We start from the raw sequence: 19,794 nt of genomic DNA on the forward strand, positions 1-19,794 counted from the left end.
CGCCGTGCGCCGTGCGCGTCAGACGTTCACGCCGTGCGCCGTGTGCGTCAGACGTTCACGCCGTGCTTGCGGAGATAGGCGACGGGGTCGACGTCCGAGCCGTAGTCGGGGGTCGTCCGGGCCTCGAAGTGGAGGTGCGGTCCGGTGACGTTGCCGGTCGCGCCGGACAGGGCGATCTGCTGGCCCGGGGTGACCTGCTGGCCCACCGTGACACCGATGGACGACAGATGGCCGTACTGGGTGTACATGCCGTCGGCCATCCGGATCACGATCTGGTTGCCGTAGGCGCCGCCCCAGCCGGTGGAGACGACGGTGCCGGAGCCGACCGCGTGGACGGCGGTGCCGCTGGCCGCGTGGAAGTCGATGCCGGTGTGGGAGCCGGAGGACCACAGGGAGCTGCTGGCCTTGTAGCCCGTGGAGACGTACGAGTCCGTGATCGGGGCGACGAAGCGGTTCAGGCGCTCGCGCTCGGCCTCACGGGCGGCGCGCTCCTTGGCCGCGCGGACCTCCTTGGCCCGCTCGGCCGCGGCCTGCTCGGCCGCCTTCTGCTCGGCTGCCCGCTGCTGGGCGGCGGCCTGGTCATCGATGTGCTCGGCGATGTCGTCGCCCATGGTGATCACCGGGGTGAGGCCGGTCTGCTCGGCGGAGTTCTCGGCGGCGAACGCCGGAGCGGCCGCGAGGGTGCCGATGACGCCGGTGGTGGTCAGGGCCGCGATGCCGGCCGCCTGAGCGGTGGTGCGCTTGACCCGGCCGGGCTTGCGGTGCTTCCCGGTGGCGCACATGAACGCCATGAAGTGGCTGGTCCTTTCCTTCCCTCTCGCCTACCGGGTTAGCTGACGGGTTCGGAGCAGGAAGGTCTCCTACGAGCCCCCCTCGCTGCCGCGCGGGCGCCCGATTCACCCCAGGGACGGTGGGTCCCCGGCTCCCCTGGCTCGCGCCGTACGGGGACTCGGCGATGGCTGTCCGGTGCCGCGGGTGCGGCGCACTGCCTGACGAACAGCCCGGACGACGCTAGGCGGGCCCGCCGTCAATCCCCAAACCGATCCCGGATTTTGTAGCGCATGCCACAGGGCAGACGGGCAACCTCCGCCCCAAAACGGGCATCTGGGGAAGGGAGTGGAACAGCAAGGGGCCCTGACGACCCGTAGGTCGTCAGGGCCCCTCGCACGCGTGCCGTTACTCGGCCGCCACCACGGTCACTTCGCCGATGCCCAGCGCCTCCACCGGCGCCTTGATCTGGGCGGCGTCACCGACGAGGACGGTCACCAGGCGCTCCACCGGGAAGGCGTTCACAACGGCCGCCGTGGCCTCCACCGTGCCCGTCGCGGCCAGCTGCTGGTACAGCGTCGCCTGGAAGTCGTCGGGCAGGTGCTGCTCGACCTGGTCGGCCAGCGTGCTCGCGACGGCCGCCGCCGTCTCGTACTTCAGCGGCGCCACCCCGACGAGGTTCTGCACGGCGACGTCCCGCTCGGCGTCGGTCAGGCCCTCGGCCGCGAGGGTGCGCAGCACCTTGCACAGGTCCTCCAGCGCGGGACCCGTGTTCGGCGTGTCCACCGAGCCGCTGATGGCGAGCAGCGAGGCGCCCGTGCCGTCCGGCGCGGAGCGGAGGACCTGCCCGAACGAGCGGACACCGTAGGTGTAGCCCTTCTCCTCGCGCAGGACGCGGTCCAGGCGGGAGGTGAGGGTACCGCCGAGGCAGTAGGTGCCGAGCACCTGGGCGGGCCACACGCGGTCGTGCCGGTCGGGGCCGACGCGGCCGATCAGCAGCTGCGTCTGGACGGCGCCGGGGCGGTCCACGATGACCACGCGGCCGGTGTCGTCGGCGCTCACCGGCGGCACGGGCCGGGACTCGCCCGGGGTGCCGGTCCAGGCGCCCAGGGTGTCGCCGAGCAGGGCGTCCAGGTCGATGCCCGTGAGGTCGCCGACCACGACCGCGGTGGCCGTGGCGGGGCGGACGTAGCGGTCGTAGAAGGCGCGCACGGCGATCGCGTCGATCTTCTCGACCGTCTCCTCGGTGCCCTGGCGCGGGCGCGACATGCGCGAGGCCGCCGGGAACAGCTCCTTGGACAGCTCCTTGGCGGCCCGGCGGGAGGGGTTGGCCAGCTCGTGCGGGATCTCGTCCAGACGGTTGCGGACCAGCCGCTCGACCTCGCTCTCGGCGAACGCGGGCGCGCGCAGGGCGTCGGCGAGCAGGCCGAGGCCCTTGGCCAGGCGGGAGGCGGGGACCTCCAGGCTCAGGCGGACGCCGGGGTGGTCGGCGTGCGCGTCGAGCGTGGCGCCCGCGCGCTCCAGCTCGGCGGCGAACTCCTCGGCGGAATGCTGGTCGGTGCCCTCGGAGAAGGCCCGCGCCATGATCGTGGCGACGCCGTCCAGGCCGGCCGGCTCGGCGTCCAGGGGCGCGTCCAGGAGCACCTCGACGGCGACGACCTGCTGGCCGGGGCGGTGGCAGCGCAGCACCGTCAGGCCGTTGTCGAGACTGTCGCGCTCGGGGGCCGGGAACGCCCACGGCTTGGCGTCGCCGGGCTGCGGCCGGGGGTGGAAGTCCATGGTGGCGAGCTGCTCGGTCACTTGGCCGTCTCCTCGTTCTCGTTACCGGCCTCTACGGTCGCTTCCTGCTCCGGGTCCTCGCCGCGCCCCGCTTCCTCGGTGTGCTCGGCGGAGTCGGCGGACAGCGGCTCGTAGACCAGCACCGCCCGGTTGTCGGGGCGCAGGCGCGCCTTGGCGACGTCCTGGACCTCCTTCGGGGTCACCTCCAGGACGCGCTTGACGGCGGTGAGGGCGAGCTGCGGGTCACCGAACAGGACGGCGAACCGGCACAGTTCGTCGGCGCGGCCGGCGACCGTGCCGAGCCGGTCCAGCCACTCGCGCTCCAACTGGGCCTGGGCGCGCTCCATTTCCTCCGGCGTGGGGCCCTCCTCGGCGAACCGGGCCAGCTCCTCGTCGATGGCGGCCTCGATGACCGGCACCTCGACGTCACCGGAGGTCTTCACGTCCAGCCAGCCCATCGAGGGCGCGCCGGCCAGGCGCAGCAGGCCGAAGCCGGCCGCGACGGCCGTACGGTCGCGGCGCACCAGGCGGTTGTACAGGCGGGAGGACTCGCCCCCGCCGAGGACGGTCAGGGCGAGGTCGGCCGCGTCGCACGCGCGCGTGCCGTCCTCCGGCAGCCGGTAGGCGGCCATCAGGGCGCGCGCCGGGACCTCCTCGACGACGACCTCGCGCTTCTGCTCGCCGATGACCTCCGGCAGCGAGCCGTCGCGCGGCGCGGGCTTGCCGTCGTGGGAGGCGATCGAGCCGAAGTACTTCTCGATCCAGGCGAGGGTCTGCACGGGGTCGATGTCGCCGACCACGGAGAGCACCGCGTTGTTCGGCGCGTAGTACGTGCGGAAGAACTGGCGGGCGTCCTCCAGGGTGGCCGCGTCCAGGTCCGCCATCGAGCCGATCGGCGTGTGGTGGTAGGGGTGGCCCTCCGGGTACGACAGCGCGGTCAGCTTCTCGAAGGCGGTGCCGTAGGGCACGTTGTCGTAGCGCTGGCGGCGCTCGTTCTTGACGACGTCCCGCTGGTTCTCCATGGACTCGTCGTCCAGGGCGGCCAGCAGCGAGCCCATGCGGTCGGCCTCCAGCCAGAGCGCCAGCTCCAGCTGGTGGGCGGGCATGGTCTCGAAGTAGTTGGTGCGCTCGAAGCTGGTGGTGCCGTTGAGCGAGCCGCCGGCGCCCTGCACCAGCTCGAAGTGACCGTTGCCCTTGACCTGTGCCGAGCCCTGGAACATCAAGTGCTCGAAAAGGTGAGCCAGGCCGGTACGCCCCTTGACTTCGTGGCGGGAGCCGACGTCGTACCAGAGGCAGACCGCCGCCACCGGGGTCAGGTGGTCCTCGGAGAGCACCACGCGCAGACCGTTGGCCAGCCGGTGCTCGGTCGCTGTCAGGCCCCCGGAGCCTGCCTCGGCTGTGGTCGTGTGACCCATGGGCATGTACATCCCTTCGCGAGCGGAGGCGGTTGTGCAAACCGCGGTTTTCCTGCCGTTCCTGCCACTGTATGCAAAGCGCGCGGGACCTCGGCGAAGTTCCCGCGAGGCGTACGCCGACAGCGGATCCCGCAAGCCGCGGCGGAGTGCCTCCGTAGCGGCTCCCGGGCAGGGGAAGGCCGCTTCCGGTGGCGCGGGAGGCCGTGGAATCCGGGTCGTGGCACGGGTTGTCAGTGCCTCGGTCCACAATGGTCGACGTCAGATCAGTCAATCGCTTCAGCAAGGAGCCGGCAGCGATGGCCCGCCGCAGCACGAAGACCCCGCCGCCCGACGATCCGTACGAGGAGAAGATCCTCGACATCGACGTCGTGGACGAGATGCGTGGCTCCTACCTCGAGTACGCGTACTCGGTCATCTATTCGCGCGCCCTGCCGGACGCACGTGACGGCCTCAAGCCGGTGCACCGGCGGATCGTGTACCAGATGAACGAGATGGGCCTGCGCCCCGACCGCGCCTATGTGAAGTGCGCGCGCGTCGTCGGCGAGGTCATGGGCAAGCTGCACCCGCACGGCGACGCGTCGATCTACGACGCGCTGGTGCGCATGGCCCAGCCGTTCTCGATGCGCATGCCGCTGGTCGACGGCCACGGCAACTTCGGCTCGCTGGGCAACGACGACCCGCCGGCCGCCATGCGGTACACCGAGTGCCGGCAGGCCGAGGCGACGAGCCTGATGACCGAGTCGATCGACGAGGACACGGTCGACTTCGCGCCCAACTACGACGGCCAGGAGCAGGAGCCGGTGGCCCTGCCGGCCGCTTTCCCGAACCTGCTGGTCAACGGCTCCTCGGGCATCGCGGTGGGGATGGCGACGAACATGCCGCCGCACAACCTCGGCGAGGTGATCGCGGCCGCCCGCCACCTGATCCGGCATCCGAACGCGGACCTGGACGCGCTGATGAAGCACGTCCCGGGCCCGGACCTGCCCACCGGCGGCCGGATCGTCGGCCTGGACGGCGTCCGGGACGCGTACGCGACGGGCCGCGGCACCTTCAAGATCCGTGCCACGGTGTCGGTGGAGACGGTGACGGCCCGCCGCAAGGGCCTGGTCATCACCGAACTGCCCTTCACGGTCGGCCCCGAGAAGGTCATCGCGAAGATCAAGGACCTGGTCAACGCGAAGAAGATCCAGGGCATCGCGGACGTCAAGGACCTCACCGACCGCGAGCACGGACTGCGCCTGGTGATCGAGATCAAGAACGGCTTCGTGCCGGAGGCGGTCCTGGAGCAGCTGTACAAGCTGACCCCGATGGAGGAGTCCTTCGGCATCAACAACGTGGCGCTGGTGGACGGCCAGCCGCTCACGCTGGGCCTGAAGGAGCTGCTGGAGGTCTACCTCGACCACCGCTTCGACGTCGTCCGCCGCCGCAGCGAGTTCCGCCGTACCAAGCGCCGCGACCGGCTGCACCTGGTCGAGGGCCTGCTGACCGCGCTGGTCGACATCGACGAGGTCATCCGGCTGATCCGCTCCAGCGAGAACTCCGCGCAGGCCAAGGAGCGCCTGATGGAGCGCTTCTCGCTGAGCGAGGTCCAGACGCAGTACATCCTCGACACGCCGCTGCGCCGGCTCACCAAGTACGACCGCATCGAGCTGGAGGCGGAGAAGGACAGGCTCACCGCGGAGATCGAGGAGCTGACCCGGATCCTGGAGTCCGACGCGGAGCTGCGCAAGCTGGTCTCGGCCGAACTGGCCGCCGTGGCGAAGAAGTTCGGCACCGAGCGGCGTACGGTCCTGCTGGAGTCCGCGGGCGCCTCGGTGGCCACGGTGCCGCTGCAGGTGGCCGACGACCCGTGCCGGGTGCTGATGTCCTCGACCGGCCTGCTGGCGCGTACGTCGGCCGACGAGGCGTTCCCCGAGGAGGCCGGTGCGAAGCGGGTCAAGCACGATGTGATCGTCTCGGCGGTCCAGGCGACCGCGCGCGGCGAGGTCGGCGCGGTGACCTCGGCGGGCCGGCTGCTGCGGATCAACGTGGTCGACCTGCCCCAGCTGCCGGACACGGCGAGCGCGCCGAACCTCTCCGGGGGCGCTCCGCTCGCGGAGTTCGTCTCCTTGGAGGACGACGAGACGGTGGTCTGCCTGACCACGCTGGACGAGTCGTCGCCGGGTCTGGCGCTCGGCACCGAGCAGGGTGTGGTCAAGCGTGTGGTGCCCGACTACCCCTCCAACAAGGAGGAGCTGGAGGTCATCACGCTCAAGGAGGGCGACCGGATCGTCGGCGCGGTGGAGCTGCGCACCGGCGAGGAGGACCTCGTCTTCATCACCGACGACGCGCAGCTGCTGCGCTTCCAGGCGTCCATCGTGCGCCCGCAGGGCCGCCCGGCGGGCGGCATGGCGGGCATCAAGCTCGCCGACGGCGCGAAGGTGATCTCCTTCACCGCGATCGACCCGGCTGCCGACGCGGTGGTCTTGACGGTGGCGGGCTCGCGCGGCACGCTGGACGACTCGGTGCAGACGACGGCCAAGCTGACCCCGTTCGACCAGTACCCGCGCAAGGGCCGTGCCACGGGCGGGGTGCGCTGCCAGCGGTTCCTGAAGGGCGAGGACTGCCTGTCGCTGGCCTGGGCCGGGCCCGCCCCCGCGCGTGCGGCCCAGAAGACCGGCACCCCGGCGGAGCTGCCGGAGCTGGACCCGCGCCGCGACGGCTCGGGCACGTCGCTGGCGAAGACGGTGGCGGTGGTCGCGGGGCCGGTGTTCTAGGCCTCGCAGGCCGGCTGGTACGACGCCTCGTAATCCGCCTGGGACGACGTCTCGTACGACGTCCCGTACGACGTCTCGTACGACTCCGGGCCGGGTTCCTCCTCGGAGCCCTGGACGTATCGCAGGACGCCCCACATGCCGTGCTCGTCGGCGTGTGGGGCGTTGTTCTCGCACGCCTGGAGTTCCTTGCCGAGGGCTTCGGTGTCGATACCGGAGCCGATCAGCACGAGCTGGGTGAGCCGGGCGCCGGCCGCGGCCCAGGGCTCGGGGTAGAAGCGCAGGAACCGGCCGACGGCGTGCACGGCGTACCGGTTGCGGGTGTCGTGCGGCCCGAAGTCGACGTAGCCCTTGATCCGGTACAGCCCCTCGGGCCGGCTGTCCAGGAACCGCATGAGCGCGCGGGGGTCGATGGGCACGTCGGAGCTGAAGGGCAGGCTGTCGTAGCCGGTGTGCAGATGACCGGCGTGGGCGTCGCCTTCGGTGTGCTCGTGGAGGTCGTCGAAGGACAGCTGCCCGATGCGTTCCTCACCGGGCCTGCAGTCGAAGAGGAACTCCGGGTCGATGCGTCCGTAGGTGGCGGGCACGACGGCGGCGCGGTCCGTGAGGGACCGCACGAGGCCGAGCACCCGGTCGCCGTCCTCGGTCCGGTCGAGCTTGTTGACCACCACGAGGTCGGCGAGGGCCAGGTGCCGGTCAAGCTCGGGGTGCCGGGCCCGGGTGTCGTCGAACTCGGCGGCGTCGACGACCTCGACCAGACCGCCGTAGACGACCCTCGGGTGCTCGCTGGCCAGCACCATCCGGACGAGTTCCTGCGGCTCGGCGAGCCCGCTGGCCTCGATGACGATCACGTCGATACCGGTGCCGGGGTCGGCGAGCCGGTCCAGGTAGACGTCGAGTTCGCTCGCGTCGACGGCGCAGCACAGGCAGCCGTTGCCGAGCGAGACGGTCGAGTCGCCGAGGGCGCCCGCCACGGCCATCGCGTCGATCTCGATGGCCCCGAAGTCGTTGACGATCGCCCCGATCCGGCTGCCGCCGCTGCGGTGCAGGAGGTGGTTGAGGAGCGTGGTCTTTCCGGAGCCCAGGAAACCGGCGAGCACGACGACCGGGATCTGCTGCACGGTGTTGCTGTTGCCCAACGGGCGCCCTCTCTCGCGTGGACCGACCTTCCGGACCAGGATAGGAGCGGGGCGCCCGGGGCGGGCTCAGGGCTGAGCCGGTACCGCCGCCGGCGGCTCCGGGCCGACGTACCGCGCGACCGGGCGGATGATCTTCGAATCGGCCGCCTGTTCCAGGATGTTGGCACTCCATCCCACCACCCGGGCCGCGGCGAAGGTGGGCGTGAACATCTCGCGGGGCAGACCGCACAGTTCCATGACCACACCGGCGTAGAACTCGACGTTGATGTGGAGTTCGCGGCCGGGCTTCAGCTCGGCGAGGATCGCCTCGACCCGGCGCTCGACCTGCACCGCGAAGTCGACGCGCGGACCGCCGAAGCTCTGGGCGATCTCCCGGAGCATCCGTGAACGGGGGTCCTCCGTGCGGTAGATGGCGTGCCCGAATCCCATGATCCGGTCGCCGCCGAGCACCCGCTCGCGGATCCAGGGGTCGATCCGGTCGGGGGTCCCGATGGCGTCGAGGGTGTCCAGGGCCCGGCTGGGCGCACCGCCGTGCAGCGGCCCGGACAGGGCGCCCACCGCTCCGGTCAGGCAGGCCACCACGTCGGCGCCGGTGGAGGCGATGACCCGGGCGGTGAAGGTTGACGGGTTGAATCCATGATCAATGGTTGAGATCAGGTATTGCTCGACCGCACGGGCCCGCCGTTGCTCGGGCTCCTCACCCGTGAGCATGTACAGGTAGTTGGCCGCGTACGTGAGGTCCTCGCGCGGCTCGACCGGGTCGAGGCCCTGCCCGAGCCGGTACAGCGCGGTGAGCAGCGTGGGTACGGCCGCGCAGGCGGCCAGGGTGTCGGCACGCCGCCGGTCCGCGTCGATGTCGTACACCGGCCGCATCCCCCGTGCCGCACCCAGCAGCGACAGCGCCGTACGCAGTCCGGACAGCGGCCCGGAGACGCGGCTCGCGGCGGCGATCGCGGGCAGCGCGGCGCGGACCTCCTCGGGCAGCCGGCGCAGCGCGGCGGTCTCGGCCGTGAAGGCGGCGCGGCACCGCGCGTCCGGGAGCGCGCCGTGGACCAGGAGGTGCCAGACGTCCTCGAAGCCGCGGGTCCGCGCGAGTTCGACGGCCGAGTACTGGCGGTAGTGGTAGAAGCCCTCCCGGCCCCGGACGTCACCGATCTCGGTCTCGGTGACGACGACGCCGGCGAGGCCGCGCGGTGCGTCGATGAGCGGGGTGGCGGTCCTGTTGATGGACATGGTTCTCCTCCCTGGACTTGATCCGACTGTCTATGATTGACTAATTAATTGTCAATATTGATTGAATCAACATTCAGCGATCAAGATGTGCAGAGGCGGCTACGGTGACCCCCATGCGCGATCACGAACCCGCTCCCCACCGTCCCGGGCGAAGGCTGACCACCAAGGAGACCGCCGAACTGCTCGGCGTGAAGCCCGAGACGGTCTACGCGTACGTGAGCCGCGGGCTGCTCAGCAGCAGACGCGAACCCGGCGGCCGGGCCAGCACCTTCGAGGCGAAGGAGGTCGAGGCCCTCGCCCGGCGCAACCGGCGCGAAGCCGCCGCAAGCCCCGCCTCCGGGGCAGACCTCTCGGTGCGGACCCGCATCACGCTGATCGAGCAGGACCGGTACTTCTTCCGGGGCGTGGACGCGGTCGAGCTGGCCACCCGCCACCCCTACGAGGAGGTCGCGGAGTGGCTGTGGACGGCCCGGCTGATCCCCGGGACCGCCTTCACCGCGCCCGCCCCCACCGTCGCGGTCGCCCGCCGCGCGGTGAACGCCCTGTCCGAGCACGCCTCCCCCACGGACCGGCTCCGGGTGGCGGCGATCGCCGCGGCGGCCGAGGACCCGCTGCGCTTCGACCTGTCCGAGGACGCGGTGCTGAACACCGCGCGGATCCTCATCCCCACGCTCGTCGCCGCGCTGCCGCCGGTCCGGCCCGATCACAAGGACGACGGCCCGCTGGCCCACCGCCTGTGGGGCCGGCTGACCGGCCGCCCCGCCGACGCGGCCTCGCTGCGCGTCCTGGACACCGCCCTCGGCCTGCTCGCCGACCACGACCTGGCCGCCTCCACGCTCGCCGTCCGGGTCGCCGCCTCGGCCCGGGCGCACGCCTACGCGGCCGTCTCGGCCGGGCTCGGCGTCCTGGAGGGCCCGCTGCACGGCGCGTCGAGCGGCATGGCCCACCGCATGCTGCTCGACGTCCTCGACCAGGGCACCGCGGTCCCGGTGATCGCCGACGAACTGCGCGCGGGCCGTCGTGTCCCCGGGCTCGGGCACCGGTTGTACTCCGGCGAGGATCCCCGCGCACGCGTGCTGTTCGGCCTCCTGGAGCAGATGCCCAGCGCGGAGTCCGCCCTGCTCGCGGCCCGGGACATCGTCGCCACGACCGCCCGGCACACCCCGTTGCACGCCAACGTCGACCTGGCCCTGGCGGTGTTCACGGCGTCCAGCGGCATGCCCGCCACAGCCGGAGAGACGATCTTCGCGGTCGCCCGGACGGCCGGCTGGATCGCCCACGCGCTGGAGGAGTACGGCGAGCGCCCGCTGCGCATGCGCCCCGTCGGCCACTACGTCGGACCGCGGCCGCCCCAGCCTCTGCCGGAGTAGGACACGGCCAGGGCCGGAAGTCGCTCCGCGCGGAGTCAGGTTAGGCTCACCTCTGTGAGTAGGTGCGCGACCGTCTCCCGGAGCCTCGACGAGCCCGTTTCCGGTACGGCGGCCACGGCGACGACGTGGCTGCTGCTGGAACAGCCCGGCCCGTGGGGTGCCAAGGCGCTCACCTCGAGCCATCTGGACCCCGCGCTCGGCCGGGCGCTGGAGCGGGCCGCCGAGGGAACCGGCGTCCGCGTCGCCCTCATCCGGCGCCCCGGACGCCACGCCGACCCCGGCACGCCGCCACTGCGGCATGTGTACGTGGCCCACACCGTTCCCGGAAATGTGTGGCTGCACAGCGCCACCGTCCGCGATCCGAACCGACTCCTCGACCTCGACTTCGCCGCTCTCGGCGCGGGCGACCACCGCTCCTTCGCTGCCGCGCTCGACGGCCGGCCGCACACGGGCGACCCGCTCGCGCTCGTGTGCACCAACGGCAAGCGGGACCGCTGCTGCGCCCTCCTGGGCCGTCCTCTCGCCGGCGAGCTGGCCGCCTCGGGGGTGCCCGGGGTCTGGGAGGTCACCCATCTGGGTGGACATCGCTTCTCGCCGACGGTGCTCGTCCTGCCGTACGGCTACGCCTACGGCCGCACCGAGGCGCACACCGTCAAGGAGGCCCTGCACGGCATCCAGGAGGGCCGTGTGGTGGTCGAGGGGTGCCGGGGGTGCTCCGCCTGGGAACGGCCCGGCCAGGCGGCCGAACTGGCCGTCCGGTCGGCGACGGGCGAAGTGCGGGCGGGTGTGCTGAGCGTCGTACGGACCGACGGCACGGCCCCGCGCTGGGCGATCACCGTCGCGCACGCCGACGGCCGCCTGTGGCGGGTGACCGTGGCGCAGGGCGCGGGGCTGCCGCCGCGCCCGGAGAGCTGTGGCGCGGCGGTGCTCGGCACGCCCGCGCGGATGGACGTGACGGCCGTGCGCGAGCTGCGGCCGACGGCGCTGGCGAGCTGAGCCGCCCCCTCGTTCAAGAATTGGTCAAGCGATCCCCACCACATCCCCTGGGGCGTGCCAGGATTTCCCACGTACCGTCGTGCCATGAGTCCCACTCCCCCCGCACGCCGTCTTCGCCTCGGCCTGCCCCGGCGGGTGTTCTCACAGGTGCTGCTGATGCAGGTGACGATCGCCGCGGGGGTGGCGGTGCTCGCGACGGGGCTCTTCCTGGCCCCGCTGAGCAAGCAGCTGGACCAGGAGGCGATGCGCCGCGCGCTGGCCATCGCCCAGACCACCGCGCAGGACCCGCAGATCGCCGAGGGCGTCCTGACCACCTCGCCGTCCAGCGACGGCGCGGTGCAGAAGGAGGCCGAGCGGATCCGGCGGGCCACCCACGCCGAGTACATCGTGGTGCTGGACACCCACTGGGTGCGCTGGTCGCATCCGACGGACTCCGAGATCGGCCACCGCGTCTCGACGGACCCCAGCGACGCCCTGGCCGGCAGGGAGGTCATGGAGATCGACGAGGGCACCCTGGGGCGTTCGGCCCGCGGCAAGGTGCCGCTGTACGACGCACGGCACCGCATCGTCGGGGCGGTCTCGGTCGGCATCGCCTACGACAGCGTGCGGGCACGGCTGATCAGCGCGATCCCGGGGCTGTTCGCGTACGCGGGCGGGGCTCTCGCGGTGGGTGCGCTGGCGGCCTGGCTGATCTCCCGCCGGGTCCAGCGGCAGACCCGGGACCTGGCCTTCTCCGACATCTCGGCGCTTCTCGCCGAGCGCGAGGCGATGCTGCACGGCATCCGGGAGGGCGTGGTCGCCCTCGACCGCGGCGGCCGTGTCCGGCTGCTGAACGACGAGGCGCGGCGGCTGCTGGGCGTCGGGGACGAAGCCGTCGGCCGAACCCCCGACGAGGCGCTGGGCGAGGGCCGTACGACCGACGTCCTGGCCGGCCGGGTCACCGGCACCGATCTGCTCACCGTGCGCGGCCAGCGCGTGCTGGTCGCCAACCGCATGCCCACGGGCGACGGTGGCGCCGTGGCCACCCTGCGCGACCGCACCGAACTGGAGCAGCTGGGGCGGGAACTCGACTCCACGCGCGGGCTGATCGACGCCCTGCGCGCGCAGGACCACGAGCACGCCAACCGCATGCACACGCTGCTCGGGCTGCTGGAGCTGGAGATGTACGACGACGCCGTGGAGTTCGTCGGCGAGGTGGTCGGCGACCACCGGGTCACCGCCGAGCAGATCACCGAGAAGATCCAGGACCCGTTGCTGGCCGCGCTGCTGGTCGGCAAGGCCACGGTGGCGGCCGAGCGCGGAGTCGCCCTGTGGGTGTCGGAACGCACCTGGCTGCCGGACCGGCTGATCGATCCGCGGGCTCTGGTCACGGTCGTGGGCAATCTGGTGGACAACGCCCTCGACGCGGTGGCGGGCACGCTCCACGCGCGCGTGGAGGCCGAGTTGCGCAGCGAGGGCCGCACGGTCGTCCTGAGAGTGCGCGACACCGGCCCGGGGATCCCGGCGGACCAACGGGAGCTGGTCTTCACGGAAGGCTGGTCCACCAAGGAGCCACCGGCCCACGGCAAGCGCGGCATAGGGCTCTCGCTGGTGCGCCGGCTGGCCGAACGGCAGGGCGGCAGCGCGACGGCGGGCGCCGCTGGTGGCGGTGGCGCGGAGTTCACCGTGGTGCTGCCCGAGGCACTGACCGAACCGGAGCTGGACCCCGCGGGGCGCGACGTGTCCCGCGGGCCCGCTGCCGTCGCCGAACAGGAGGCACGATGATCGAGGTCCTGGTCGTGGACGACGACACCCGCGTCGCCCGGGTCAACGCCGCCTACGTGGAGAAGGTCCCGGGGTTCCGTGTGGCCGCCGAGGCGCACAGCGCGACCGAGGCGCTGCGCCAGGTGGCGACGCTGCCACGGCTGGACCTGGTCCTCATGGACCACTATCTGCCGGACGACACCGGCCTCGCGGTCGTCCGGGAGATGCGCCGGCGCGGCCACCAGGCCGACGTGATCATGGTGACGGCGGCGCGGGACGTGTCGACCGTGCGGGCGGCGATGCGGCACGGGGCGCTGCAGTACCTGGTGAAACCGTTCGCCTTCGCCGGCCTGCGAGCCAAGCTGGAAGCGTACGCCGAGCTGCGGCGCACCCTGGACCGCGGCGGCGAGGCCGAACAGGCGGAGGTGGACCGCATCTTCGGCGCCCTGTCCGCACCGTCGGAGCCCGGCCTGCCCAAGGGGCACTCCCCCACGACGGCCGAGCTGGTGCGCCAGGCACTGATGAATGCCCAGGGACCGCTGTCCGCACAGGAGATCGCCGAGCGGACGGGGGTGAGCCGGCAGACCGCCCAGCGTTATCTGAAGCTCCTGGAGCGCACGGGACGGGCCCGGCTGACTCTCAAGTACGGCGACGCGGGCCGCCCGGAACACCGTTACGTGTGGGCGGCCCGCGTCTGAACGGGCAGGGCCTGTACGTTACTTGACGGCCTTGACGAACTCGGTCGTGTACGTCTTGCTCAGGTCGACCTTGGCGTTCTTGATGCCGGGGTTGAACGACTTGAGCACCTTCTCCACGGTCTCGGGGCCGCCTTGGGGCATCACGCCGTCGTCAGTGAACATCGGCAGGGTGCTCTTGATGGCCTGCGCGTAGAGCGCCTTGTTGCCCTGGGAGTAGTCGGCAGGCATCTTGGCGGCGATCTCGTCGGCACTGTGGGTGGACATCCACTTGAGCGTCTTGACGCATGCGTTGACCAGCTTCTGGACGGTGTCCTTGTGTCCATTCACCCAGTCCGTCGTCATGTACATACTTGACGACGGGTACGGGCCGCCCAGCGCCTCCTGTGAGCCCTGGGGGGTGCGCATGTCGAGGAGGATCTTGCCCGCCTTCTTGTCCAGGATCGTCGCGACGGTCGGGTCGGTGGTCATACCGCCGTCGATCGCGCCCTTCTGCAGGGCCGCGATGAAGGTCGGGCCGGCGCCGACGGAGACCGGCGTGAACTCGCTGACGCTGACGCCGTTCTTGACCGCCAGGTACTTGGTGAGGAAGTCGGTGGAGGAGCCGAGGCTGGTCACCCCCAGCTTGCGGCCCTTGAAGTCCTTCGGCGAGGTGAGGCTGCCCGCCGCCTTGTCCGAGACGACCTCCACCTCGCCGGGCGCGTGGGAGAACTGCACGACCGACTCCACCGACTTGCCCTTCACCTGGAGGTCGAGGGTGTGGTCGTAGAAGCCGACCGCTCCCTGCACCTGGCCCGAGACGAGCGCGGTCTCGGCCTGGACACCGGCGGGCTCACTGAGCAGCTGGACGTTCAGTCCCTCGGCCTGGAAGTAGCCGAGGCGCTGGGTGAGCATCGCGGGCAGGTAGATGACCTTGTCCAGGCCACCGACCATGATCTTGACGGACTCGCCCTTGCCGCCCCCGCCGCTGCCGGCGTCGGCGGTGGAGCCGGCCGCGTCGTTGGCGCAGGCGGTGAGCGAGGAGAGGGCAAGCAGGCCGGCAGCGGTCAGGGAGGTGTATCTGGCGGTCTTGCGCATGGCGGTTCACGTCCTTGTGAGAGGGCGGTGCGGGGAAGGGGCGCGGAGGGCTGGCCGGAGCGGGGCCGGTCAGTTGTCGGAACCGGCGGGCTTCCAGCGGAAGATGCGGCGTTCGGCGAAGGTCAGCAGTCCCTCGGCGACGAGAGCGACGACGGCGAGGATGACCATCGCGGCGTAGACACCGGCCGCGTTGAAGGTGTTCTGCGACTGCGAGACGAGCAGTCCGATGCCCTTGGTCGCGCCGATGTACTCGCCGACGATGGCACCGATGAGCGCGAAGCCGAAGCTGACGTGGAGGCTGGTGAAGATCCAGGAGGTGGCCGACGGGATGACCACCTGGAGGGTCACCCTGCGGTCGCTGGCGCCCAGGATGCGGGCGTTGGCCACCAGGTTGCGGTCCACCTCACGGGCACCCTGGAAGGCGTTGAAGAACACCGGGAAGAAGACGAGCACCACAGCGGAGGCGATCTTGGAGGAGGGCCCGAGCCCGAACCAGATCAGGAAGATGGGCGCAAGGACGATCCTGGGGATCGAGTTGAGCACCTTGATGTATGGACCAAGGACCTCGGCGAGCAATCTGATCCGCCCGAGCGCAATACCGAGCAGCACACCGGCGATCACACCGATGACCCAGCCGAGCAGTGCCTCGTAGAGCGTGTACCAGATCTGCTCGCCCAGGGAGCCGAGCGCGGTGCCGTGCGTCACCCAGGTCCAGATCTGGTCCCAGATCTTCGAGGGCATCGAGAAGTTGAACGGGTCGATGACCTCCGCCCGGGACAGCGCCTCCCACAGTCCGAGTACGGCCACCAGCAGTACCACGCGCACGGTGTTGACGAGGAGCTTGCGGCGGCGGGCGGCCTGGGCACGGCTCTGCGCGCGATCGGGGAGCTTGGCCGTCTCGACGGCCGGTGTGCTCAGAACCTCAGGCGACATGGGCGGCACCCCTCTCGCGGGTGATGCGGACCTCTTCGCCGAGCGACTCCCAGATCTCGCGGTAGATCTCGATGAACTGCGGCTCCAGGCGAACCGATTCGACCTTGCGCGGCCGCGGCAGGCCGATGTCGAAGACCTGCTTCACGGTCGCGGGACCGGCGGTCATCACGACGACCTTGTCGGCGAGCGCGATGGACTCCTCCAGGTCGTGGGTGACGAAGACGACCGAGGCGCCCGTGCCCTCCCACAGCTCCAGCAGCTCGTCGGACATCAGCGCCCTGGTCTGCACGTCGAGTGCGGAGAACGGCTCGTCCATCAGCAGGATCGCAGGGTCGTTGACGAAGGTGGCGGCGAGGGCGACGCGCTTGCGCTGTCCGCCGGAGAGCTGGTGCGGATAACGGTCCTCGAAACCGGCGAGCCCGACCCGGGACAGCCAGTCCCGTGCCTTCTCCTTGGCCTCCGCCTTCGGCACGCCCCGAAAGCGCGGGCCGGACATGACGTTGGACAGCACCGTGCGCCAGGGGAACGTGGCGTCCTGCTGGAAGACGAAGCCGACCTTGTCGCCGACGCCGTCGACCGGCTTCCCGGCCACCAGCACTTCGCCCTCGGTGGGCTCCTCCAGGCCGCTGACCAGCGTCAGCGTCGTGGACTTGCCACAGCCGGTCGGTCCGACGACGGCCACGAACTCGCCGCGCTCGACGGTGAGGTCCAGGCCGCGCACGGCCGTGTGCAGCCCCCCGGACGGGGTTCTGAAGGTCTTGCTCGCGCCCCGCAGCTCGATGGCGGGGCTGGTGTGTGCGCTCATGGCCGGGACGGTAGGTGCGGCCCCGTCCACAGCAGGAGTCTTGTGAGCGCAAGCCGATCTTTTGCTCGCAGGAGCCTGTTGTGCTCATTTTGCCCGCGCTACAACTGCGGAGCCGAAACACGGGCTTAACGCCCGTCGGCCTTGAAGGAGAGGCCTGATGATTGACGTCCTCGTGGTGGACGACGACTTCCGCGTCGCAGAGATAAACGCCAAGTACGTGGGAAAGGTTCCCGGATTCCGGGTGACCGCCCGCGCGCACAACGCCGCCCAGGCTCTGGCCACCGTCGAACGCGGCACGGTCGACCTGGTCCTGCTCGACCACTATCTGCCGGACCGGACCGGCCTCGACCTCGTCCACCGCATGCGGGAGCAGGGCCACGGCACGGACGTCATCATGATCACGGCGGCCAGTGAGGTGACGACCGTCCAGCAGGCGATGCGCCTGGGGGCCCTGCACTACCTGGTCAAACCGTTCACCTTCGCCGCCCTGCGCGCCCGCCTCGAGTCCTACGCCGCCCTGCGGCGCACGGTCGACCGCGTGGGCGGCCGGGGCCTGACGGGCCAGGAGCAGGTCGACCGTATCTTCGGGGCGCTGCGGACGGCTCCCGCACCGTCGGCGCCCGGCCTGCCCAGCGGCCACTCCGAGCCCACGACGGACCTGATCTGCGGCATCCTGCACCGCGCGGGCCAGCCGCTGTCGGCTCACGAGGTGGCCGCCAGGACTGGCCTGAGCCGCTCCACGGCCCAGCGCTACCTCCGCCATCTGGAACAGGCCGGCCGGCTGCGGCTCTCTCTGAAGTACGGCGACACCGGCCGGCCCGAGCACCGGTACGCCTGGGTCGCGCCCTAGAAGGGTCATGAGGCTTCTAGGGCAGCCCTGGGCCGGCGGCCCGCTATACGGCCCCCGCTCCGGTCAGCGACCGCACCTCGGTCTCGGCGTACTTGGCCTCGTCGGGGACCTCGTCCGAGGTCACCGTGCCCAGCCAGCCGGCCAGGAAGCCGAGCGGGATGGAGACGATGCCCGGGTTCTGCAACGGGAAGTACTGGAAGTCGGCGCCCGGGAACAGCGAGCCCGGGCTGCCGGAGACCACCGGGGACAGCACCACGAGGCCGAGCGCCGGGATCAGCCCGCCGTATACGGCCCACGCCGCGCCGCGGGTGGTGAAGCCGCGCCAGAACAGCGAGTACAGCAGCACGGGCAGGTTCGCCGACGCGGCGACCGCGAAGGCCAGGCCGACGAGGTAGGCGACGTTCAGGTCTCGGGCCACCAGGCCGATCGCGATCGCCACGACACCGATACCGAGCGCCGCGAACCGCGCCACCGTGACCTCGCTGCGTGCTTTGCCGTGCGGCCGCCGCAGCGACGCGTACAGGTCGTGCGCCACCGAGGCCGACGAGGCGAGCGTGATACCGGCGACCACGGCGAGGATCGTGGCGAAGGCGATGGCGGCGACGACCGCAAAGAGAACCGTTCCACCAGTGGAGCCCGCGCCGCCGCCCAGGTCGAGGGCGAGCAGCGGCACCGCCGTGTTCCCGGCCGCGTTCGAGGCGCGCACCGCGTCCGTCCCGACTACCGCCGCCGCCCCCAGGCCGAGGACGATCGTCATCAGGTAGAAGCCACCGATCAGCCCGATGGACCACACGGCGGAGCGGCGTGCGGCCCGCGCGGTGGGCACGGTGTAGAAGCGCGACAGGATGTGCGGCAGCCCGGCCGTACCCAGTACCAGGGCGAGGCCCAGGCTGATGAAGTCCACGCGGGCGGTCCAGTTCCCCCCGTACTTCAGACCCGGCGCCAGGAACGCCCTGCCGTGTCCACTGCGCTCCGCCGCCGTGAGCAGCAGACGGTCGAAGTCGCCGTGGAAGCGCAGCAGGACGAGCACGGTCAGCACGACCGTCCCGCTCAGCAGCAGCACCGCCTTGACGATCTGGATCCAGGTGGTGGCCCGCATCCCTCCCAACGACACATAGATCACCATGAGCGCGCCGACCCCGATGACCGTCCAGGCCTGGGCCTCGCCGCTCGTCCGCCCCAGCAGCAGCGCCACCAGACTGCCCGCGCCGACCATTTGCGCCACCAGATACAGAACGGACACCGTGACCGAGGACGTTCCCACGGCGATCCGCACCGGCCGCTCGCTCATCCGCGCGGCCACCACGTCGGCCAGGGTGAACCGCCCGCAGTTACGGACCAGTTCAGCCACCAGGAACAGCACCACCAGCCACGCCACCAGGAAGCCCACGACATACAGCAGCCCGTCGTACCCGTAGAGCGCGATGAGCCCGGTGACCCCGAGGAAGGAAGCCGCCGACATGTAGTCACCCGCGATGGCGAAACCATTTTCCATCGGGGAGAACAGCCTGCCGCCCGCGTAGAACTCCTCCGCCGAACCGTGCCGCCGCCGGCTCACCCACGTCGTGATCCCAAGAGTGACGGCCACGAAGCCGCTGAACAGCAGCAGCGCCAGCGTCTGATGCTCACCGGTCACGAGGCGCCTCCCGCATCCCGCGCGCCAGCTCCTGGGTGTCCCAGCGCAGCTCCAGCGCCGCCCGGTCCCTGCGCAGCCGCGCATGCCGGGCGTAGGCCCAGGTGAACAGGAATGTGGTGAGGAACTGACCGAGCCCGGCCAGCATGCCCACGTTCACCGCGCCCGTCACGGGCCGGGCCATGAGCCCCGGCGCCGTCGTGGCGGCGGCCACATACCCCACGTACCAGACGAGGAAGACGGCGACTGCCGGCACGACGAACCGCCGGTACCTGCTGCGCACCTCCCGGAAGGCCGCGCTGCGCTGCACCTCGACGTACACGTCACGCGCGCGAACCGGCGGTCTTCCCCGCTCTCCGCGCGAGGACGGCACCACCGGCGCCGGCATCCCGGCGCCGTCCAGCTCACCCCAGCCGGAGGCCAGCGCGTCGTACCAAGGATCCTCGTACGTCACATCGCGCGGCGGCGCACCGCGCTCTTCCTGGTTCCCGGCCGAACTCTCGGGATCGTCCCCGGCTCCACGGGCACGACCGTTGCTTGACTGCATGCCCAAGGATGGACAGATCGGGAAGATCCCTGACTCTTCTTCCCTCGGCTCTTCACCC

Annotated in this window: 16 protein-coding genes and 1 riboswitch; of the genes, 6 read left to right on the forward strand and 10 right to left on the reverse strand. The window is 71.3% G+C overall.

Annotated elements, in window-relative coordinates:
* Positions 1-47: 47 nt before the first annotated feature.
* The 3 genes from A6P39_RS12780 to A6P39_RS12790 form a co-directional block, all read right to left on the reverse strand.
* Positions 48-791 (reverse strand): M23 family metallopeptidase, encoded by a 744-nt coding sequence (locus A6P39_RS12780; protein ID WP_067054727.1) that lies wholly within the window; start codon positions 789-791, stop codon positions 48-50.
* A 12-nt stretch (positions 792-803) separates the two neighbouring features.
* Positions 804-965: riboswitch (cyclic di-AMP (ydaO/yuaA leader) on the reverse strand.
* A gap of 211 nt (positions 966-1,176) precedes the next feature.
* Positions 1,177-2,547, reverse strand: coding sequence for a M16 family metallopeptidase (locus A6P39_RS12785; protein ID WP_067054937.1), 1,371 nt, complete (start codon positions 2,545-2,547; stop codon positions 1,177-1,179).
* A gap of 17 nt (positions 2,548-2,564) precedes the next feature.
* Positions 2,565-3,968 (reverse strand): M16 family metallopeptidase, encoded by a 1,404-nt coding sequence (locus tag A6P39_RS12790; protein WP_067054730.1) that lies wholly within the window; start codon positions 3,966-3,968, stop codon positions 2,565-2,567.
* Positions 3,969-4,258: 290 nt separating this feature from the next.
* Between A6P39_RS12790 and A6P39_RS12795 the strand changes: the two genes are divergently transcribed.
* Entirely contained in the window at positions 4,259-6,718 is a 2,460-nt protein-coding gene (locus A6P39_RS12795; protein ID WP_067054733.1) for a DNA gyrase/topoisomerase IV subunit A, read from the forward strand.
* Here the strand turns inward: A6P39_RS12795 and A6P39_RS12800 are convergent.
* Together A6P39_RS12800 and A6P39_RS12805 are read right to left on the reverse strand one after the other, a co-directional pair.
* Positions 6,715-7,854, reverse strand: a complete 1,140-nt coding sequence (locus A6P39_RS12800) for a CobW family GTP-binding protein (RefSeq protein ID WP_079133784.1) — start codon at positions 7,852-7,854, stop codon at positions 6,715-6,717. The genes A6P39_RS12795 and A6P39_RS12800 overlap by 4 nt on opposite strands.
* A 66-nt stretch (positions 7,855-7,920) precedes the next feature.
* A complete protein-coding gene (locus tag A6P39_RS12805) occupies positions 7,921-9,087 on the reverse strand; it encodes a citrate synthase/methylcitrate synthase (protein WP_067054736.1) in 1,167 nt (388 codons plus the stop codon).
* Between the two features lie 113 nt (positions 9,088-9,200).
* Between A6P39_RS12805 and A6P39_RS12810 the strand changes: the two genes are divergently transcribed.
* From A6P39_RS12810 to A6P39_RS12825, 4 genes are all read left to right on the forward strand, one after another.
* Positions 9,201-10,457 carry a citrate synthase gene (locus A6P39_RS12810; protein WP_067054739.1) on the forward strand — a complete coding sequence of 419 codons (1,257 nt, stop codon included), beginning with the start codon at positions 9,201-9,203 and terminating at the stop codon, positions 10,455-10,457.
* Positions 10,458-10,511: 54 nt separating this feature from the next.
* Positions 10,512-11,453, forward strand: coding sequence for a sucrase ferredoxin (locus tag A6P39_RS12815; protein WP_067054743.1), 942 nt, complete (start codon positions 10,512-10,514; stop codon positions 11,451-11,453).
* 84 nt (positions 11,454-11,537) lie between these two features.
* Positions 11,538-13,217, forward strand: a complete 1,680-nt coding sequence (locus A6P39_RS12820) for an ATP-binding protein (protein ID WP_199841013.1) — start codon at positions 11,538-11,540, stop codon at positions 13,215-13,217.
* Positions 13,214-13,894 (forward strand): DUF7342 family protein, encoded by a 681-nt coding sequence (locus tag A6P39_RS12825; protein ID WP_067054746.1) that lies wholly within the window; start codon positions 13,214-13,216, stop codon positions 13,892-13,894. Before A6P39_RS12820 ends, A6P39_RS12825 begins: the two co-directional genes overlap by 4 nt.
* An 18-nt stretch (positions 13,895-13,912) precedes the next feature.
* Here A6P39_RS12825 and A6P39_RS12830 read toward each other — a convergent pair whose 3' ends face one another.
* The 3 genes from A6P39_RS12830 to A6P39_RS12840 form a co-directional block, all read right to left on the reverse strand.
* On the reverse strand, positions 13,913-14,968 hold the full coding sequence (locus A6P39_RS12830) for an ABC transporter substrate-binding protein (RefSeq protein ID WP_067054748.1): 1,056 nt from the start codon (positions 14,966-14,968) through the stop codon (positions 13,913-13,915).
* Between the two features lie 69 nt (positions 14,969-15,037).
* Positions 15,038-15,901: an ABC transporter permease gene (locus A6P39_RS12835; protein ID WP_067054751.1), complete on the reverse strand. Its 864-nt coding sequence runs from the start codon at positions 15,899-15,901 to the stop codon at positions 15,038-15,040.
* Complete coding sequence (locus A6P39_RS12840; RefSeq protein ID WP_067054754.1) at positions 15,891-16,706, reverse strand: ABC transporter ATP-binding protein; 816 nt, start codon at positions 16,704-16,706, stop codon at positions 15,891-15,893. The genes A6P39_RS12835 and A6P39_RS12840 overlap by 11 nt, the downstream gene beginning before the upstream one ends.
* 157 nt (positions 16,707-16,863) lie before the next feature.
* On the opposite strand from A6P39_RS12840, the gene A6P39_RS12845 reads away from it, so the two are divergent.
* A complete protein-coding gene (locus A6P39_RS12845) occupies positions 16,864-17,556 on the forward strand; it encodes a response regulator (protein ID WP_067054757.1) in 693 nt (230 codons plus the stop codon).
* A gap of 43 nt (positions 17,557-17,599) precedes the next feature.
* Here A6P39_RS12845 and A6P39_RS12850 read toward each other — a convergent pair whose 3' ends face one another.
* Positions 17,600-19,192 carry a solute symporter family protein gene (locus tag A6P39_RS12850; RefSeq protein WP_067054759.1) on the reverse strand — a complete coding sequence of 531 codons (1,593 nt, stop codon included), beginning with the start codon at positions 19,190-19,192 and terminating at the stop codon, positions 17,600-17,602.
* Positions 19,182-19,736 carry a DUF485 domain-containing protein gene (locus A6P39_RS12855; protein WP_079133786.1) on the reverse strand — a complete coding sequence of 185 codons (555 nt, stop codon included), beginning with the start codon at positions 19,734-19,736 and terminating at the stop codon, positions 19,182-19,184. The genes A6P39_RS12850 and A6P39_RS12855 overlap by 11 nt, the downstream gene beginning before the upstream one ends.
* Positions 19,737-19,794: the final 58 nt, after the last annotated feature.

The organism is Streptomyces sp. FXJ1.172, from assembly GCF_001636945.3.
Classification (GTDB): Bacteria; Actinomycetota; Actinomycetes; order Streptomycetales; family Streptomycetaceae; genus Streptomyces.

Coding starts and splice junctions, on each gene's coding strand:
- A6P39_RS12780 (WP_067054727.1), bottom strand. CDS start 791: ATGGCGTTCATGTGCGCCACCGGGAAGCACCGCAAGCCCGGCCGGGTC.
- A6P39_RS12785 (WP_067054937.1), bottom strand. CDS start 2,547: ATGGACTTCCACCCCCGGCCGCAGCCCGGCGACGCCAAGCCGTGGGCG.
- A6P39_RS12790 (WP_067054730.1), bottom strand. CDS start 3,968: ATGCCCATGGGTCACACGACCACAGCCGAGGCAGGCTCCGGGGGCCTG.
- A6P39_RS12795 (WP_067054733.1), top strand. CDS start 4,259: ATGGCCCGCCGCAGCACGAAGACCCCGCCGCCCGACGATCCGTACGAG.
- A6P39_RS12805 (WP_067054736.1), bottom strand. CDS start 9,087: ATGTCCATCAACAGGACCGCCACCCCGCTCATCGACGCACCGCGCGGC.
- A6P39_RS12810 (WP_067054739.1), top strand. CDS start 9,201: ATGCGCGATCACGAACCCGCTCCCCACCGTCCCGGGCGAAGGCTGACC.
- A6P39_RS12820 (WP_199841013.1), top strand. CDS start 11,538: ATGAGTCCCACTCCCCCCGCACGCCGTCTTCGCCTCGGCCTGCCCCGG.
- A6P39_RS12825 (WP_067054746.1), top strand. CDS start 13,214: ATGATCGAGGTCCTGGTCGTGGACGACGACACCCGCGTCGCCCGGGTC.
- A6P39_RS12830 (WP_067054748.1), bottom strand. CDS start 14,968: ATGCGCAAGACCGCCAGATACACCTCCCTGACCGCTGCCGGCCTGCTT.
- A6P39_RS12835 (WP_067054751.1), bottom strand. CDS start 15,901: ATGTCGCCTGAGGTTCTGAGCACACCGGCCGTCGAGACGGCCAAGCTC.
- A6P39_RS12840 (WP_067054754.1), bottom strand. CDS start 16,706: ATGAGCGCACACACCAGCCCCGCCATCGAGCTGCGGGGCGCGAGCAAG.
- A6P39_RS12845 (WP_067054757.1), top strand. CDS start 16,864: ATGATTGACGTCCTCGTGGTGGACGACGACTTCCGCGTCGCAGAGATA.
- A6P39_RS12855 (WP_079133786.1), bottom strand. CDS start 19,736: ATGCAGTCAAGCAACGGTCGTGCCCGTGGAGCCGGGGACGATCCCGAG.